This is a genomic window from Curtobacterium sp. TC1 (assembly GCF_019844075.1).
Classification (GTDB): Bacteria; Actinomycetota; Actinomycetes; order Actinomycetales; family Microbacteriaceae; genus Curtobacterium.
The window spans coordinates 403,515-421,127 of record NZ_CP081964.1 but is presented as its reverse complement, the minus strand read 5'-3'; the positions used below and the strand labels follow the sequence as shown (position 1 = coordinate 421,127).

At 71.5% G+C, this 17,613-nt stretch carries 18 protein-coding genes; 8 read left to right on the top strand and 10 right to left on the bottom strand.

What is annotated here, in order from left to right:
* Positions 1-58: 58 nt before the first annotated feature.
* From KZI27_RS03175 to KZI27_RS03165, 3 genes are all read right to left on the bottom strand, one after another.
* Entirely contained in the window at positions 59-676 is a 618-nt protein-coding gene (locus KZI27_RS03175) for a DUF6226 family protein (protein WP_222659288.1), read from the bottom strand.
* Position 677: 1 nt separating this feature from the next.
* Positions 678-1,844 (bottom strand): RtcB family protein, encoded by a 1,167-nt coding sequence (locus KZI27_RS03170; RefSeq protein WP_222659287.1) that lies wholly within the window; start codon positions 1,842-1,844, stop codon positions 678-680.
* A 424-nt stretch (positions 1,845-2,268) separates the two neighbouring features.
* The gene (locus tag KZI27_RS03165) at positions 2,269-2,742 is read right to left on the bottom strand and encodes a MarR family winged helix-turn-helix transcriptional regulator (protein ID WP_261784048.1); all 474 of its coding nucleotides are present in this window, start codon (positions 2,740-2,742) and stop codon (positions 2,269-2,271) included.
* A gap of 64 nt (positions 2,743-2,806) precedes the next feature.
* Between KZI27_RS03165 and KZI27_RS03160 the strand changes: the two genes are divergently transcribed.
* The 4 genes from KZI27_RS03160 (at position 2,807) to KZI27_RS03145 (ending at position 6,682) form a co-directional block, all read left to right on the top strand.
* On the top strand, positions 2,807-3,334 hold the full coding sequence (locus tag KZI27_RS03160; RefSeq protein WP_261784047.1) for a phenolic acid decarboxylase: 528 nt from the start codon (positions 2,807-2,809) through the stop codon (positions 3,332-3,334).
* Positions 3,334-4,134 (top strand): alpha/beta hydrolase, encoded by an 801-nt coding sequence (locus tag KZI27_RS03155; protein WP_222659285.1) that lies wholly within the window; start codon positions 3,334-3,336, stop codon positions 4,132-4,134. Before KZI27_RS03160 ends, KZI27_RS03155 begins: the two co-directional genes overlap by 1 nt.
* A gap of 102 nt (positions 4,135-4,236) precedes the next feature.
* On the top strand, positions 4,237-6,066 hold the full coding sequence (locus KZI27_RS03150; protein WP_222659284.1) for a glycoside hydrolase family 15 protein: 1,830 nt from the start codon (positions 4,237-4,239) through the stop codon (positions 6,064-6,066).
* Between the two features lie 13 nt (positions 6,067-6,079).
* Entirely contained in the window at positions 6,080-6,682 is a 603-nt protein-coding gene (locus tag KZI27_RS03145; RefSeq protein WP_222659283.1) for a DUF1992 domain-containing protein, read from the top strand.
* A gap of 59 nt (positions 6,683-6,741) precedes the next feature.
* On the opposite strand, the gene KZI27_RS03140 is transcribed toward KZI27_RS03145, so the two are convergent.
* Positions 6,742-7,431 (bottom strand): hypothetical protein, encoded by a 690-nt coding sequence (locus KZI27_RS03140; protein WP_222659282.1) that lies wholly within the window; start codon positions 7,429-7,431, stop codon positions 6,742-6,744.
* A 161-nt stretch (positions 7,432-7,592) separates the two neighbouring features.
* On the opposite strand from KZI27_RS03140, the gene KZI27_RS03135 reads away from it, so the two are divergent.
* The 4 genes from KZI27_RS03135 (at position 7,593) to KZI27_RS03120 (ending at position 12,133) form a co-directional block, all read left to right on the top strand.
* Positions 7,593-9,989, top strand: coding sequence for a phosphoketolase (locus tag KZI27_RS03135; protein ID WP_222659281.1), 2,397 nt, complete (start codon positions 7,593-7,595; stop codon positions 9,987-9,989).
* Between the two features lie 126 nt (positions 9,990-10,115).
* Complete coding sequence (locus KZI27_RS03130) at positions 10,116-10,799, top strand: fumarylacetoacetate hydrolase family protein (RefSeq protein WP_222659280.1); 684 nt, start codon at positions 10,116-10,118, stop codon at positions 10,797-10,799.
* A 159-nt stretch (positions 10,800-10,958) separates the two neighbouring features.
* Positions 10,959-11,945 carry a sugar phosphate isomerase/epimerase family protein gene (locus KZI27_RS03125; RefSeq protein ID WP_222659279.1) on the top strand — a complete coding sequence of 329 codons (987 nt, stop codon included), beginning with the start codon at positions 10,959-10,961 and terminating at the stop codon, positions 11,943-11,945.
* An 11-nt stretch (positions 11,946-11,956) separates the two neighbouring features.
* The gene (locus KZI27_RS03120) at positions 11,957-12,133 is read left to right on the top strand and encodes a hypothetical protein (protein WP_185021246.1); all 177 of its coding nucleotides are present in this window, start codon (positions 11,957-11,959) and stop codon (positions 12,131-12,133) included.
* A 3-nt stretch (positions 12,134-12,136) separates the two neighbouring features.
* Here KZI27_RS03120 and KZI27_RS03115 read toward each other — a convergent pair whose 3' ends face one another.
* From KZI27_RS03115 to KZI27_RS03090, 6 genes are all read right to left on the bottom strand, one after another.
* Positions 12,137-12,466 carry a hypothetical protein gene (locus KZI27_RS03115; RefSeq protein ID WP_222659278.1) on the bottom strand — a complete coding sequence of 110 codons (330 nt, stop codon included), beginning with the start codon at positions 12,464-12,466 and terminating at the stop codon, positions 12,137-12,139.
* A complete protein-coding gene (locus tag KZI27_RS03110) occupies positions 12,463-13,032 on the bottom strand; it encodes a hypothetical protein (protein ID WP_222659277.1) in 570 nt (189 codons plus the stop codon). Before KZI27_RS03110 ends, KZI27_RS03115 begins: the two co-directional genes overlap by 4 nt.
* Entirely contained in the window at positions 13,029-13,559 is a 531-nt protein-coding gene (locus tag KZI27_RS03105; protein ID WP_261784044.1) for an RNA polymerase sigma factor, read from the bottom strand. The genes KZI27_RS03110 and KZI27_RS03105 overlap by 4 nt, the downstream gene beginning before the upstream one ends.
* A 266-nt stretch (positions 13,560-13,825) precedes the next feature.
* A complete protein-coding gene (locus tag KZI27_RS03100; protein WP_222659276.1) occupies positions 13,826-13,981 on the bottom strand; it encodes a hypothetical protein in 156 nt (51 codons plus the stop codon).
* Between the two features lie 166 nt (positions 13,982-14,147).
* Positions 14,148-16,664: an ATP-dependent DNA ligase gene (locus KZI27_RS03095; protein ID WP_222659275.1), complete on the bottom strand. Its 2,517-nt coding sequence runs from the start codon at positions 16,662-16,664 to the stop codon at positions 14,148-14,150.
* Positions 16,661-17,551, bottom strand: a complete 891-nt coding sequence (locus KZI27_RS03090) for an SDR family oxidoreductase (protein ID WP_222659274.1) — start codon at positions 17,549-17,551, stop codon at positions 16,661-16,663. The genes KZI27_RS03095 and KZI27_RS03090 overlap by 4 nt, the downstream gene beginning before the upstream one ends.
* Positions 17,552-17,613 lie beyond the last annotated feature (62 nt).

Below are 17,613 nucleotides of genomic sequence, written 5' to 3'. Positions count from 1 at the left end.
CGGCACCGAACGGGAGGCGCGGGGCGGGTCCGGTCCGCGCCTCCCGTCTGCACCGTCGTCAGCGCACCCACCAGGCCGCGCCGACCAGGGTGCGCCGCCCCCGACGGCGCTCGCCGCGTCGCGCTGCGGCGACCGCCGCAGCGACGTCCCCGGGGTTGCCCGTGGCACTCCAGCCGTTCGCCGTCGCGACGATCTGCGAGTGCTTCGAGTCGATGAGGACGAAGCCACCACCGAGGATGCCGACGAACATCTCGTCGACCGCCTCGAGCAGGGTCTCGGAGCCGTCGTCGCACGCATCGCACCCGCAGTTCGGCTGCGATCCGACCACGGCAGCCGGGTCACCGACGGACAGGTCGACGGCGGTGCCCGGGAGCCCGTCCATCGACCGCACGTCGACGTCGAGCACCAGCGCGCCGTCGGCGACCGGGACGAGCTGGAGGACGCCGTCGGGCCGCGTGGTCCGCTCGGCCAGGCCGAGGTCGACGAGGACTTCGACCCACACCTCCACGCGCGCACCGACCACGAGGTACCGCTCGGGGTCGGTGACGCGCGAGTACTCCTCGTCGAGCGGAGCACGGTCCGGATGCGGGGCCGGCCACGAGACGTCGTGCTCGGGCCGCGCCACCCACGCGGACTCGACGGCGCGCAGGACGTCGGGCAGGGTCGCGACCGTCACGTCAGTCCCCCTTCACGTTGACGACCTGGCGCAGCGTGTGCCGGATCGACACGAGCTCCGACGCGTCCGCCATGACCTGGTCGATCGGCTTGTACGCCCCGGGGATCTCGTCGAGGAACGCGTCGGTGTCGCGGTACTCGATGCCGACCATCGCCTCGCGCAGCTGCTCGTGGGTGAAGGTCCGCCGGGCCGCGCTCCGCGAGAACAGTCGGCCGGCACCGTGCGGGGACGACTCGAGCGAGGGCTTGTTGCCGAGCCCCTCGACCACGTACGACGCGGTGCCCATCGACCCGGGGATCAGCCCGGCCTGGCCGGCCGTCGCCTGGATCGCGCCCTTGCGCGAGACCCACACGGACTTGCCCCAGTGCGTCTCACGCTGCGTGAAGTTGTGGTGGCAGTTGATCCGCTCCTGCTCGTCGACGGGGGTGCCGACGACCTCGGACAGCTGCCGCACGACACGGTCCATCATCTCCTCACGGTTGAGCAGCGCGAAGTGCTGGGCCCACCGCAGCTCGGCGATGTACCGGTCGAACTCCGGCGTGCCCTCGACCAGGTAGGCCAGGTCGGGGTCCGCCAGCTGGATCCACCAGCGCTCCATCAGCCGCTTGGCGACCGTGATGTGCCGCTGCGCGATCTTGTTCCCGACGCCCCGCGATCCGGAGTGCAGGAAGAGCCAGACCCGGTCCTCCTCGTCGAGGGAGACCTCGATGAAGTGGTTCCCGGAGCCGAGCGTGCCGAGCTGGTTCCGCCAGCCACCGTGCACCTGCGTGGGGTCGAACCCGGCGGTCTCGGCCATGGCCTCGAGCTCGGCGATCCGCGGCGCGGCGGTCGCGACGATCTTCCGGTTCGACGCACCCGCCGACAGCGGGATCGCGCGCTCGATCTGCTCGCGCAGGCCCTGCAGGTCGGCGGGCAGGTCGGCGGCGGTGAACTGGGTCCGGACCGCGATCATGCCGCAGCCGATGTCCACGCCGACGGCAGCCGGCATGACCGCGCCGAGCGTCGGGATGACGGACCCGACGGTGGCCCCGAGGCCGAGGTGGGCGTCCGGCATCAGGGCCAGGTGCGGGAACACGAACGGCATGCGTGCGGTCGTGCGGGCCTGCTGCTCGGTGTTGTCCTCGAGCATCGAGGCCCAGCTGAGCAACCGGTCGTTGATCTTCTCCATGGTGTCGTCTCGCTTTCGTGACGGTCGAGGTGACGGTCCGAGACGGTCGCACGCTTGGCCTCCTGGTCGTCGCCGGACGTGGCGGACGGACGGGAGGAAGCGGTGATGACGAACGCCCCGGGCCGGGTGGGCACGCAGGCGTCGTGGGACGTCGCGTGCCTACGCGGGATAGCGGAGGGACCGCTGCTGCTCGAGCAGCACGGCGGCCGCGGCGAGCTGGAGCTCGACGCGTTCCTCGTTGTGCTGCACGGCGCGCATGCGCGGTCCTTCCGGTGTGCCCGGGGCGGGCGGTCGTGCCCGTCAGCGATCGCGCTGGCGGGCAGGGGTCGACAGTAGTTCGACACGCCCGGGCTGCACAAGCGCGACACGCCCGGGATGCAGATTCCGTGAGGCAACGGTCACAGGAGACCGCGGGGCGGACCGGTCAGTCGGTGGCGCGCGCGTCGAGTCGGGCACGCAGTCGTCCGAGTGCGGGCATCGCGTCGGCGAGCACCCGCTGGTCACCATCGGAGAGCGCCGTCAACGCATCGACGAGCACCCGCTCGGCGGATGCGTCGTAGTCGGCGAGTCGCCGTGCAGCGAGGTCGGTCAGCCCGACCTCGGTGCTCCGGCCGTCACCGCGTGCGAGCCGACGTTCGACCAGCCCGTCTCCCTCCATCGCGGCGACGAGGTTGCTCACCGTCGACCGGGCCAGGCCGAGCGTGCGGCCGAGCGCGGTGGGACTCGACCACCCGTCCTCGTCGAGCCGCCGGAGCACCTCGATCTGCGCGTCCGGGATGTCGGGCAGGGCGACGGAGTGTCGCGCGGTGGTGAGCAGCGTCCGACGGAACGGGCCGATCTCCGCGCTCAGTCGTCGGGCCACCCGGCGGAGGTCGGGTTCGTCCGGTCGCTCGTCCACGTTCCCAGGGTAGTCATGGAATGTGCGCTTGCAACAAACGTAGTTCGGTAGCAAACTCAACAGCATGCACATCACCACCAACGTCGAGCACCCCGTCCCCGAGCAGGACCTCTCCGGCATCGTCGGCCACCGCTTCGTCTACACGTACGCGAACGGCTGGCAGTACGAGATGTACGTCAAGAACGCGACGACCATCGACTACCGGATCCACTCCGGCATGGTCGGCGGTCGCTGGGTGAAGGACCAGCAGGTGGACCTCGTCGCGCTCACTGCGGGCGTCTACAAGGTGTCCTGGAACGAGCCGACCGGCACCAGCGTCGTCGTCACGGTCGTCCCCGGCGAGCGTGTCCTGCACGGCACGATCTTCTTCCCTCGCTGGGTCGAAGAGGACGGCAGCAAGACGGTGCTGTTCCAGAACGACCACCTCGACCGCATGCGCGAGTACCGGGACCAGGGGCCCACCTACCCGATCTACGTGGTGCCCGAGTTCGCCCACATCACCCTCTTCGAGCACGTCGGCGAGGACGACGAATCCGTCGTCGACACCGCCCCCGGCGACCTCCCCGCCGGCTTCGCAGACCGGACGAACTGATGACCGCGTTCCTCCCGGTCACGCTCGACCACCGCGGACGGACACTCCGCGGTTGGCAGCTCGGGAGCGCCGTGCCGGCTGCTCGTGGCATCGACGCGCCCAGGGCGACGGGCCCCGCCGCGCTGCTCGTCCACGGCTTCGGGAGCACGGACACCGGCGGCCAGCAGCTCTTCGTGCAGACCGCCCGCGCGCTGGCGGAGCGTGGCATCCCCGCCCGGTCCTACAGTCGCCTCGGTCACGGCACCAGCGACGGTGACTTCACCGACATCACCATCGGCGACGAGGTCGACCAGGTCGTCGCGATGATCCGCGCGCTCGCGACGGACGCGGACCGGCCGGTGCACGTCGTGGCGCACAGTCTGGGCGCCGTCGAGTCGGCCCTCGCCGCCGCACGGGTGCCCGAACTCGTCGCGACCCTGACCCTGTGGTCCCCGGCCGGGGTCGTCGTGGACGACATCGCCGAGCACGACGCGATCCAGGGACAGCCGCTGGCACCCGCCCGGCAGCAGGGCTGGTTCGACTTCGGCGGCATGCCGCTGGGTACCGCGTTCATCGACGAGGTGACGGCCGGACTCGACGTGTACGCCTCGATCGAGCGCTACACGGGACCCGCCCAGGTCCTGCACGGGACCGCGGACCAGATCGTGCCGATCGACTACGGCCGGCGGTACGGCGACCAGCTCCCCGGTGCGACCTTCACCGCCGTCGACGGCGCGGACCACGGGTGGTCGTCCGTGCCGCTCCGGCGGATGCTGCTGGACCGCCTCGTCGAGTTCGTCGGGGCGACGACCGGGCGCTGACGGTCGGCCTGCCGACGTGCCCCGCCGGTTCCGTCGCCACGGCGTCCCCGGCGGGGTACGTCCGCCTGATGGTCGCGCCTCGGGCACGGGCAGGCTGGGTGCATGACGGAGCGCACCGAAGACACTCTCGACGCGGTCGACACCCACGCACGCACCGACGGGTACGCCCCGCTGCGCACCTACGGAGCGATCGGGGACGGCCGGACCGTCGCGCTCATCGCCCGCGACGGGCAGATCGACTGGCTGCCCATCCCCTCGATGGACTCACCGCCCGTGTTCGCGAGCATCCTCGACGCCGAGCACGGCGGCCACGTGGCGCTCCGCCCGGTGGACCGGTCGGCCGAGGTCTCCCGCGAGTACCTGCCGGGGACCAACGTCCTCGTCACCACGTGGACGACCTCGTCCGGGCAGGCCACCGTGACGGACGCGATGGTCACCGGCGTCGCCGGCCGCCTGCCGTGGGCCGAGGTCGCGCGCTGTGTCCAGGGAGTCAGCGGCTCCGTGGAGTTCGAGTGGGCGGTGGTGCCGGGCACCCTGCTGGGCACCACCGAGCCGAAGCGCCTCGACACCGCGAACGGCGCCGTCATCGGCATCGACGGCATCACGATCGCCATCGTCGAGCAGGGGTTCCACCCGGCGCACGACGACGGCCCGCGCTTCTCCGGCCGGTTCACCGCTGACGAGGGCTCGAAGCACATCCTGACCATCGTCGGGACGCACGACGAGCCGATCTTCATGCCGCGGCCGGAGAGCGCGCTCGCCGCGATGGACCGGACGATCGCCAACTGGGCGACCTGGTCCGAGGAGTTCTCCTACGACGGCCCCTGGGCCGAAGCGGTGCAGCGGAGCGCCCTCGCCCTGAAGCTGCTCATCTTCTCGCCGACCGGAGCGATCGCGGCGGCACCGACCACGAGCCTGCCCGAAGACCAGACGGGCGGCAAGAACTGGGACTACCGCTTCGCCTGGGTGCGCGACCTGTCGTACACCGTGCACGCCCTGACCCGGTTCGGTCTGCGCGAGGAGACCCACGCGGCGGTGTCGTGGGTGATGCGCACGATCGCCGAGCACGACGAGGACATGCCGATCTTCTACGAGCTCGACGGCACGAAGAGCGACGACGTCGAGGAGCGCGACGTCCCCGGGTGGAACGGCATCGGTCCGGTCACGGTGGGCAACCGGGCCGGCGACCAGCTGCAGCTCGGGGTCTGGGGCGACGTGTTCGAGATCCTGCGCCAGTACGTGGCCGCCGGCAACGTCCTCGACCGGAAGACCGCCGCGGTCCTGCAGCAGCTCGCCGACGACGCCTGTCACCGGTGGGAGGAACCGGACTCCGGCATGTGGGAGCTCGAGGACACCCAGCACTACGTCACGAGCAAGATCGGCTGCTGGCAGGCACTCGACGCCGCCGTGGAACTCCACGACGCCGGCATGATCGACGGCCCCCGCGAGAAGTGGATCGAGAACCGCGAACTCATCGAGCAGTGGGTCGCCGAGAACGGGTGGGACGAGGAACGCGGCCACTACGTGATGTACCCGGGCTCGGACGCGCTCGACACGTCGATCCTGCTGCACGCGATGAGCGCTTTCGACCGCGGCCCGCGCATGGCCTCGACCATCCGGGCGATCGAGGAGCGCCTGCAGCGTGGTCCGCTGGTGTACCGCTACTCCGGCATCGAGGACGAGGAATCGCCGTTCGTCGCGTGCTCGTTCTGGCTCGCGGCCGCGATGGCCTGCACCGGCCGGATCGACGACGCGCGGACGCTGATGGACGACATGGTCGGCCAGGCGAACGACGTCGGGCTGTTCAGCGAGATGATCAGCGAGGACGGGGCGTTCATGGGCAACATCCCGCAGGGGCTGTCCCACCTGGCGCTCATCCAGGCAGCGCTGACGATCGAGGAGCTGACTGGCGAGGACGACCACTCGGCGTGATCATGGAGGGGTCATGAACGACGTCGATGCGCGGATGGACCGGCTCAGGAGGGCCGCTCGGTACCGCTACCAGCAGCTGGTCGACAGCGAGATCGAGCGGGGTTCGCTCGATCCGGACGAGGTGCGCGAGGAACGCCGGCTGCTGAAGGCCGCCGACGTCGCAGCGCACGCGCGGGCACAGATCGAGGAGGCCGAGCGCCGAGGTGTCTTCGAGGGCAATCCGTACCACGGCAAGCCGCTGCCCGGGAACGACGGGCAGCACGACCCGGACTGGTGGATCCGCTCCAAGATCGAACGCGAGGACATCCGCGGCATCGCTCCGCCCGCACTCGCCCTCCGCACCGAGGACGCGGAACTCGACGATGCCCTCGACGCGCTGTCCACGGAGGTCGACGTGCGCGATGTCCTCGTGGACTTCAACGCCCGGGTGAAGGAAGCCCGGCGCCAGCTGCTCGGTGGGCCGCCGGTCGTGACGCCGCTGCGGGACGTCGACGACGAGGTGACCGCGTGGCGGGAGCGACGGGAGGCCCGTCTCGCCGCAGCCGCAGCGGCTGCGGCGGCACTGGCGGCCGGGTCCGACGACCGACCTCGCCGGTGGTGGCGCCGCCGTCGTTGAACGTCACGAAGGGCCGTCTCGGGTGTCCGGGGCGGCCCTTCGCGTGGTGGTGCGGGGTGTTACTTGATCTGTGCGGTGATGGTGGCGGTGCCGACGAGGAGGCCGCGCTTGACGGCGTCGGTGCCGAAGGTCTTGTTCAGCAGGCCGGCTGCGTCTTCGGAGACGTGGACGGTGGTGCCGGTGAGGATGGCGTTGTCGCCCTCGAGCTGGAGGGGCTTGAGGGAACCGCCCCAGAGCTCGAACAGGTACGCGTTGGACGCGGCGACCTTGCCGTTGACCAGGACGTCACCGTAGAGCTTGGAGGAGCCCGGGTTCACGACGAAGTTCTCGAGCGTGACGGTGGTGTCGCCGGCCTTCAGCGTGAGGCCGGAGTCGTCGTGGTTGAGCATGCCCTGCACGTAGGGGCGGTAGTTGCCGTCCGGCGACCAGTACGTGACCGATCCGGCGGTGATCGGGAACGACACCGACCCGTCAGCCAGGGTCGCATCTCCCGAGACGCCGGGGGTGAGCTTCAGGGCAGTGAGGGCGTCGGTGAAGCCGGAGTCGAGCTTCACGGCGGTGGAGCCGCCCAGGACCTCGGGGACCGATGCGACCGGTGCGACCGGTGCGGGGATCTTCGACTCGGACGACGACACGGTGTGGATCGAGGGGGTGGCGGCCTGGGCGGAGGAGATGCCGAACGCGGCACCGCCGAGGACGAGGGCGCCGGTCGTGGCGAGGGTGATGGAGGTCTTCAGGCTCTTGCGCATGGTGATCGATTCCTTTGCTGTGTGGAAGCTGCGTGCCGGCCATGTCTGACCGGAGAGCGCCCTGGGCTTTTGCCCTGTGCAACTCATTCGGCGCACCCTCGCGATCGGTTTGGGACGTCTTTCCTGAGGTTTCCGGGGCCGGGGTTTCGTAGCGTGGGGACATGGCCCCTGCGCACATCTCCACGACCGACCGACTCCGGGCGGTCGACGCCTGGTGGCGAGCCGCCAACTACCTGACGGTCGGGCAGATCTACCTGCTGGACAACCCGCTGCTCGCACGGCCGATCGAGCCCGGCGACATCAAGCCCCGGCTCCTCGGACACTGGGGCACCTCCCCCGCCCTCAACCTCGTGTACGCGCACTGCAACGCCCTGATCGCGGAGACCGGGCGCGAGTTCCTGTACATCTGCGGCCCGGGACACGGCGGGCCGGCGATGAACGCGAACGCCTGGCTCGACGGCACCTGGGGCGAGCTGTACGCCGACGACGACCTGCAGCGCTTCTTCCGGCAGTTCTCGTTCCCCGGCGGGATCCCGTCGCACGCGGCACCGGAGACGCCCGGGTCGATCAACGAGGGCGGCGAGCTCGGCTACTCCCTCGCGCACGCGTACGGGGCCGCCCTCGACAACCCCGACCTGGTGGTCGCGTGCGTCGTCGGTGACGGTGAGGCGGAGACCGGTCCGCTCGCGGGGTCGTGGCAGGCGCACACCTTCCTCGATCCGGTGTCGGACGGTGCCGTGCTGCCGATCCTCAACCTCAACGGGTGGAAGATCGCGAACCCGACCGTCCTGGCTCGCATCCCCGGCGAGGACCTGACCGCCTACTTCCGCGGCCTCGGCTACGACCCGATCGTGGTCGACTCGCGGCGGGTCGACGACGACCCCTACGCCGTGCACGCCCTGTTCGACGGTGCGCTCCACCGCGCACTCGCCGCCATCGACGACATCCAGGCAGCAGCTCGAGCCCAGGCAGCACGCGCGGCGGCGGGGCAGCCCGCGGGTGCCGCCGACCTGCGCGCGCGCTGGCCGATGATCATCCTCCGCACCCCGAAGGGGTGGACCGGGCCGAAGGAAGTCGACGGTCAGCAGGTGGAGGGGACGTTCCGCGCACACCAGGTGCCGTTGTCGAACGTCCGCGAGGACGACGGCCACCGGGCCCAGCTCGAGGAGTGGATGCGGTCCTACCGACCCGAGGAGCTCTTCGACGAGGACGGGAACCCCCTTGGGATCATGACGACGATCCGTCCCACCGGCGACGAGCGGATGAGCGCGACGCCCCATGCCAACGGCGGGCGCATCCGGACGGCCCTCGACCGTCCGGCGCTCGACGGGTACGGGGTACCGGCCGGTTCGACCGCCTCGGCCACCGGCACGCTCGGACCGTGGCTCGCCGCGCTGATCACGCAGAACGCGTCGACGTTCCGGCTCTTCGGCCCCGACGAGACGATCTCGAACAAGCTCGACGCGGTCTTCGACGTCACCTCCCGGGTGTGGCGGGCGCAGCGCGCGGTCGGCGACGAACACCTCGGGGCTCGCGGACGCGTGACCGAGGTCCTGTCCGAGCACCTGTTGGAGGGCATGCTCGAGGGCTACGTCCTCTCCGGCCGGCACGGGCTCCTGAACACCTACGAGGCGTTCGCCCACATCATCGACTCGATGGTCGGGCAGTACGCCAAGTGGCTCGAGTCCGCGACCGACATCGACTGGCGTGCACCCGTGTCGAACCTGTCGATCCTGCTGTCGTCGCACGTCTGGCGGCAGGACCACAACGGGTTCTCCCACCAGGACCCCGGGTTCCTCGACGTCGTCGCGTCGAAGCAGCAGGACCTGGTCCGGATCAAGCTGCCGGCGGACGCCAACACCCTGCTCGCCGTCGCGGCGCACGCCTTCGAGACGACCGACCGCATCGAGGTGATCGTCGCCGGGAAGCACCCCGAGCCCGTGTTCCTGTCGCTCGAGGACGCCGTCGCCCACGTGGACGCGGGCCTCGGGGTCTGGGACTGGGCCGGCACCGAGCAGGCAGTCGGCCGCGTCGACGTGGTCCTCGCCTGCGCCGGCGACGTCCCCACCGTCGAGGCCGTCGCCGCCGCGGACATCATCCGGAAGCACGCGCCCGAGGTCGGCGTCCGGGTCGTCAACGTCGTCGACCTGCTCGCCCTCGGCGACCCGCGGAAGCACGAGCACCCGATCCCCGACGAGCAGTACGACGAGCTCTTCCTGCCCGGGACCCCGACGGTGTTCGCGTTCCACGGGTACCCGTCGCTCGTGCACCAGCTGACCTACCGCCGCAACGGCCACGACGACCTGCACGTGCACGGGTTCCTGGAGCGGGGCACGACGACGTCGCCGTTCGACATGCTCATGCGGAACGAGATGGACCGCTTCGCGCTGGCGCACGACGCCCTGACCCGGGTGGACGCCGACGCGCACGCCGATCTGCTCGCGACGCTGTCCGCAGCGCGGGACGCAGCGCGCACCTACGCGTACGACAAGGGCGAGGACCACGAGTCCGTCGACGGGTGGGAGTTCTCGGGGTGGCCGCAGGGCCCGTCCGCCTGATCCTTCCTGCACAGGCCGGGAGGCCCGGATCACCGTCCACAGGACCGGTCGCGCCCGCCGCGTGGCCGGTCCTGTGGCGTCAGGCTCAGCTGAACCGATGCCCTGCGAACCTGCCACGCTGAGACCGTGACCGACCTCGTGATCCCGGCCCCGAGCCTCCCGACCGTCCCCACGACCACGGGCGCACGCTTCCCCGTCCGACGCGTCTTCTGCGTCGGACGGAACTACGCGGCGCACGCACGCGAGATGGGACACGACCCGGACCGCGAGCCGCCGTTCTTCTTCACCAAACCGGCGGACGCCGTCGTCGTCGACGACGCGGACACCCCGTACCCGCCGCAGACGGCGCAGCTCGAGCACGAGGTCGAACTGGTCGTCGCGATCGGCACCGGCGGCGCGGACATCGCCGCGGCCGATGCCCTCGCCCACGTCTGGGGGTACGCGGTCGGCATCGACCTCACCCGACGCGACCTCCAGGCCGAGGCGAAGCGCCTCGGTCGTCCGTGGGACACGGCGAAGGGGTTCGACGCCTCGGCACCGATCGGCGCGATCGCCCCGGCGCAGGGCATCGACCCCGGCGCGGGCAGCATCGAGCTCGTCGTCGACGGCGAACGACGACAGGTCGGTGACCTGGCCGACCAGATCTGGTCCGTCGCGGAGACCATCGCGGCGCTGTCCCGGTCCGTGGCGCTCGCTCCCGGAGACCTGCTCATGACGGGGACGCCCGAGGGGGTCGGGGTCCTGGAGCCCGGGCAGCAGGTCGTCGGCACCATCGCCGGCGTCGGCACGGTCCGCACCCGCATCGTCTGACCGGCGTTTCCGTGGTGTGACGGGCCGCTGGGAGGGCTCGCAGCCGCGACGGGTATCCCTGGTGCGACGCCAGGTGGGGATCGCGGCGTCGCACACACGGGGCAGGACCATCGCGACGGGCGTCTGCAGCTGCTCCGGGATGACGGAGGTACGGCCGTGATGGAACACGATCTGCTGGCGACGTCGTGGACGTGGGCGGGCGACGAGACCATCCGTGAGCGCGTCCACGCGGTCGGTGCCGCAGGGTTCGCGGGACTCTCGTTGTCCCTCGACGACCTGCACGAGGTGCGCGCGACGACGGGCTTCGCCGAACTCCGCCGCGTGCTCGACGGCGCGGGCATCGTGTGGGTCCAGCTGGGGCCGCTCGACCGCTGGTGGACGTGCACGAGCCGGACGGACGACGACGACGCCGACCGCGGGGTGGTCCTCGAGGCGGCGGCGGCGCTCCGTGCCTGGCAGGTGATCGCTCGGGCCGACACGTCGTTGCCCGGAGCCTCACCCATCACGATGGCCGACGACTGGACGGTGCTCGCCGACCAGGCCGCCACCGTCGGTGCGCAACTCGTCCTCGAACCCGAGCCGTGGTCGAACCTGCCGACGATCGAACGGGCTGCACGTTTCGTCGCAGCGGCCGGCCACCCGAACGGTGGGCTGCTGCTCGACGCGATGCACGCCCTGCGCGGTGGATCCACGTTGGCGTCGATCCGGCAGGGTGTCGCGCCCACGACGCTCGCGGCGGTCGAACTGAGCGACGGGCTCCTGCACACGCCGTCCGGCATGACCCTGTCCGAGGAGGCCCGCGAGGCACGGTACCTGCCTGGAGCGGGCGCGTGGGACCTGCCGGGGCTCGTGCGGACGGTGCGGGAGCTCGGCTTCGACGAGCCGTGGGGCGTCGAGGTCCGGACGCCCGGCCACCGGGCGATGCCCATCGGGGACGCACTCCGGACTGCCGCAGCGGCGACCCGCGCCGTGCTCGACGCGGCCGACGCGTACGGCGCACCGGCCGCGCCCGCGATGCCCTCGTCGCCGGCGCCGACCTCGGCGGTCGACTTCGAGCCGCCGCACCCCGGCCCGCACGGCGCGACCCAGCCGGGATCCCGCCGCCCGGCCGGACGCCGTGACGCCGACACAGGCACGCCCGCGTAGCCTGCTGGAGCATGAGCGACCAGACAGCACACGACGACGATCTCCTCCGCCGCTCGCAGGAGTCCATCGACGAGGCCAAGGCCGCTGCGGCCGAGGTGTCCGAACCCGGCGAGGACGAGCTCGTCGACGAGGACCTGCCCGTCGCCGACGATGCCGAGCCGACGGACGGACCGGCACCGGCTCCCTGACGTTCAGTCGATCTCGACGACGCGGACCGTGACGTCGGAGGGCGCTGCACCGAGCGAGTGCTGCGCGGCCGCCACGACGGCGTCCCGCACCGACCGGAGGACCGCGATCGTCGGCACGGCCCGGTCGGTCGTGACGACCACACGGACACGTGCTCCGTCCGGCCGGTCCTGGACGAGCACGGCCCCTCCGTCCCGCGGGATCTCGAGCACGGAGCGGACGTCGCGGACGAGCGTGGTGAGTCCGGGTCCGGGCGGCAGCACCGATCGGACTCCGGGCACCGCGAGGACGACCGCGGTGAGTTCACGGGAGACGGCGCGGACGTCGGCGGTCACGGTGTCCCTCCCACCACGACGTCGGCGACGCGGACGACCACGCTGCGGACCCTGAACGGTGCGTGCGCACCGAGCACCGAGGTGACGTGCGCGCGGAGCGCCTCGGCACGGTCCGACACGGATGCCTCGAGCGTGGCCACGACGGTGATGTCGACGTCCACGGCACCGCCGGGGACCCCGACGTCGCCGCTGAAGCGGGTCCGACGGACGACGACGCCGGGGACGTCGTCGCCGAGGGTGCGGACGAGCCCGCGCAGTGCGCCCTCGGTGACGACCAGGTGCGCGGCGGGATCGTCGTCGGGGACCGGGATGTCCCGTCCGGCGTGGGCGGTCGTCCGGATGGACGCGAGCACCGAGCTGATCCAGCGCTCGTCGCCGTCGGCCGACGCCTCGGTGTCGAGCAGGTCCCGTGATGCCCGTCGCAGCACCTGCAGCCGCTCGAGGGCGGCGACGGCATCGGGATCACCCTCGATGTCGGCCCGGGCCGGGGTCCGGTCGGCGTCGAGGTAGTCGGAGAGTTCGTCCAGCGTGAAGGCTCCGTGACGGTCGTCGACATCGTCGCTCATCGCCACCCCTCCATCTGTTCGATCACGCGTCGCCGCGCACGGGCGAGCAACCCGCGGACGGTCGGTGCGGACAGCCCGGTCGCCTCGGCGATCTCGGCGTAGGGCGCCCCGCCCACCTCGCGCATCACCCAGACGGCGCGCTGTGCATCCGGGAGTGCCTGCAAGATACGCGCGAGTTCCCGCACCTGCATCCGGGCGGCGACCACCTCGTCGACGGGCCGCTCGTCCGGCGCGTCGACCATCGCTTCGAGGTCCGCGTGCGGGTGCCGGCGGCGGAGCCGGTCGAGCGCCTTGTTCGCTGCGATGCGGAACAGCCAGTTGCGCACCCGCTCCGGGTCCTCGACCCGGTCGATGCGCTGCCAGGCCTGCAGAGCGGCTTCCTGGACGGCGTCGTCGGCCTCCCCGTCGCCGTACCCGAGGATCCGCGCCGCGTAGGCCCGCATGTGGGGTCCGTACCGGCGGATCAACACCCCGAACGCGGCCGTGTCGCCGTCGGCGCTGCGCTCGACGAGCGACGCGTCGGACAACGCCGCGAGGGCTTCGTCGCTGGACAGGAGCAGCTCCTCTGCGCGATCTCGGGTTCTCGTGTGACGAATCGGGCGTTCGTCACGTCCTTAGTACGTGCCTACCAGGTGCGCCTCCGCGCGTCTGGTGCCAGCGCGCCGTGGCCGGCCATCCCTGAAGGGTCGGTCACGGTGCCTCGACGGCGGCCCGTGCGCTTCCTGATCCGGTGCACGGGTCGCCTTCCCCCGCCCCGGTGTCCACTCGCCGACGCGCCGACTCGTCTACTCGCCTACTCGTCGGTCTCGTCGGCGAGGAAGTCCGCGTAGGTCACCTCGGTGTCGGTCACCACGGTTCCCGGATCGACCTGGCTCCGTGCGGCACGATCCCCGTTGATCGCGACGCGCTCCTCGGCCGTGAACGGCGGCAGGTACTTGCTCGAGCTCATCCCCAGGCCCTTTCGTCCCGGCGAACGTAACAGTCGGCGGCGGATCAGCGGTCGACCGGGTCGAAACGTCCCCCGCCGGGGCGACGGACGGGGGACGGAATTTCGCCACGGGCGGACCCGATGCGCACGCATCAGCGCGTTCGCAAACAGGCACACGGCGGGCGGCTCAGCGCTCGCGCACCACGTCCTCGGGGTCCTTGTCCGGCCGCCAGCCCCGCCAGGACGGCTGCCGCAGGCGCCCGTCACCGGTCCACTCGGCGAACTCGACCTCGCCCACCCGCTTCGGGGTGACCCACTGCGCGTCCCGTGCGTCGACCCGTGGGACGTCGACGAACGGCGAGGTCTTCCGATCGAGCGGGCGCAACGCTGCGGCGATCTCGTCGAGGTCGCGGTCGCGGAACCCCGTGCCGACCTTGCCGATGTACTCGAGTCCGTCCGGCCCGGGTACGCCCAGCAGCAGCGAGCCGACCCCGCCCGCACGGCGACCGCTGCCCGGCTTCCACCCGCCGACCACCACTTCCTGCGTGGCGTGGTGCTTCAGCTTCAGCCAGGCCTCGGACCGCCTGCCCTCGGCGTACTTCGAGCTGCGCTTCTTCGCGACGACGCCCTCGAGGCCCTGCTCCCGTGACGACGCCATCACGCCGTCCAGGTCGCCCTGTGCGGCCGGCGGCACGTCGATGGCCCCGCCGGGCTCCACGACGGTCTCGAGCGCCTGCCGACGAGCGTCGTACGCCAGGCGGGTGAGTTCGTGTCCGTCGGCCTCGAGCACGTCGAAGAGCAGGAACCGCACGGGGGTCGCCTGCTGCGCTGCCCGCACCTCGCGCGCCTTCGTCAGGCCCATCCGGTTCTGCAGGAGCTGGAAGCTCGGGCGCCCCCGGTCGTCGAACGCGACGATCTCACCGTCGAAGACCCCGTCGACCCCGGCACGGTCGCCGAGTTCCTGGAGTTCCGGGTACTGCTCCGTCAGGTTGTTGTCGTTCCGGCTGCGCAGCGTGACCGAGCCGTCCCGGACGGTGGCGAGTGCACGGACGCCGTCCCACTTCATCTCGAACGCCCAGTCGGCTGGGTCCAGCCGGGGCACGTCCTTCGCCAGGGTGGCCTGCATGGTCCGCCGGTCCGCCGGCGCGGTGTCCGCGCGGCTGGCTCCGGTGATGCGCCGCTGCCCGTCGCGGTGTGCGGCGGTCGACCGGGAGGCGCGCCCCGCGTCTGCCGCGCCACCGCCGTCCGCCAGACGGTCGGGTTGCTCCTTCGTGCGGTGGATGAGCCAGTTCTTCTCGTCCCCGGCACCACCCCGCCCGCGGGTGTGCAGGAGCGCCAGCCGGCGAGCGCCGCCGGTCCGGCCGTGCAGGGTGACGATGACCTCTTGCCCCTCGCGCCACTTCTCGAGCTCGTAGGTGCCGTCGTCCCAGAGCGTGACCGTGCCGCCGCCGTACTCGTCCTTCGGGATCGTGCCCTCGAACGCGCCGTACTCGAGCGGGTGGTCCTCGGTCTGCACCGCCAGGTGGTTCTTGCCCGGGTCGGTCGGTTCGCCCTTCGGCAGGGCCCAGCTCACGAGCACGCCGTCGTGCTCGAGCCGGAAGTCGTAGTGGTCGCGGGTGGCGTGGTGCTCCTGGATCACGAAGGTCGGGGTGCCGTCCTTCCGGACCGTGGGCGCCCCCTCGGGCACCGGCTCCGGCGTCTTCGAGGCATCACGCTTCGCGCGGTACGCGGCGAGCCGGTCGCGGGCCGGCTGCTCGGCCTCGTTCGCACGTTCGGTCCGGTCGCCGTCCCAGTGCCCGTGGTCGTCGCGTCCGACGGCCAACGAGGCGGACGCGACCGGGTGCAGGTGGTCCCCACGGGCCTCCAGGCGTTCGAGGACCTCGTCCAACGTGAGCTGCGCGAGCCCGCGTTCCTCGAGTTCCTTCCAGGTGCGGGGCGCTGCGACCGTCGGCCGCTCGCGGCCGCGCAGCGAGTACGGCGCGATCGTCGTCTTGTTGCCGTTGTTCTGCGACCAGTCGACGAACACCTTGCCCGTCCGCTCAGCCCGGCTCATCGACGACAGCACCAGGTCGGGCAGGTCGTGCTCGAGCGCCTTCGCGAGTTCGTGCGCGACGTCGGAGACGTTCGCCGTGGTCGACCGACCGTCGAGGGCGGCGTACAGGTGGATGCCCTTCGAGCCTGAGGTCACCGGGTACGGGTCGAGGCCCATGCCGTGCAGGATCTCGCGTGCTGCGACCGCCACCTCGACGCACTCGGGCAGGCCGACGCCCTCGCCGGGGTCCAGGTCGAGCACGAGCCGGTCCGGGTTCTGCTGCCCGCCACGGGGACCGAACCGCCACTGCGGCACGTGCAGCTCGAGTGCGGCCTGCTGCGCCATCCACACGAGGGTCGGCAGGTCGTCGACGATCGGGTACTCGTTGTCGTGCTCGGAGTGGTGGATGGTGTGGTGACGGACCCAGTCCGGGGCGGAGTCCGGCAGGTTCTTCTCGAAGAAGACCTTGCCGTCGACGCCGTTCGCCCACCGCTTCCGGGTCACCGGGCGGTCCTTGACGTGCGGGATCATCCACGGTGCCACACGCTCGTAGTACTCGATCACCCGTCCCTTGGTCGTGCCGGTCTCGGGGTAGAGGACCTTGTCGGTGTTGGTGAGCGCCAGTCGTCGGTCGCCGACCAGGACGACGGTCTTGCGGGACGCCGGACTCACAGCGCCACCCCGGTCGCTCCCGCCACCGTCAGGGTCGTGCCCGAGGTGTACGACGACTCCGGCCCCGCCAGGTACACGTACGCGCTGCCGAGCTCGACGGGCTGCGCCGGCCGGCCGAAGGGGGTGTCCTGGCCGTACCGTGCGATCTCGTCGCCCGGGTAGCTGATCGGCTGCAGCGGCGTCCACACCGGCCCGGGCACCACCGTGTTCGCCCGGATGCCCTTGGCCGCGAGCTGCCGCGCGAGGCCGTTCGTGTACGTGATGATGGCGGCCTTCGTCGCCGCGTAGTCGATCATGCGGTCCTGCGGCTGGTACGCGGACACGGAGCTCGTCGTCACGATCGAGCTGCCCGGTGCCATGTGCGGGACCGCGGCGCGGACGAGCCAGAACAGGGAGTACAGGTTGACCTTCACCGTGCGGTCGAAGTCCTCGGTCGACTGCTCGGTGACGTCCTCGTGGACCAGCTGGTGCCCGGCGACCAGCACCAGGGCGTCCAGCCCGCCGAGGTCGCGCACCGCGGTCCGGACGAGTTCGTCGCAGAAGCCCTCGTCCGTCAGGTCACCGGGCAGCATCACGGCGTTGCGGCCGAGGTCGGCGATGACGTCACGGACCTCGGTCAGGTCGTCGATCTCCTCGGGCAGGGCGTTCAGTGCGACGTCGGCCCCTTCCTTCGCCATCGCGATCGCCGCCGCCCGACCGATGCCGGAGTCGGCACCCGTGACGAGGACGCGGTACCCCCGCATCCGCCCCGTGCCGAGGTACGAGACCTCGCCGTGGTCGGGCGGCGGGTCCATGGCACTCGCCAGCCCTGACCCCTGCTGTGTCTGCGCGGGGAAGGGCGGGCGCGGGAACTGCTCACGCGGGTCCTGCTTGTCGAGCTGGCTCATGCGCCCATCGTGCTCGCGTCGGCCGGTCGACGGTCCAGCGAACCAGGATCTGTGGAGAACCC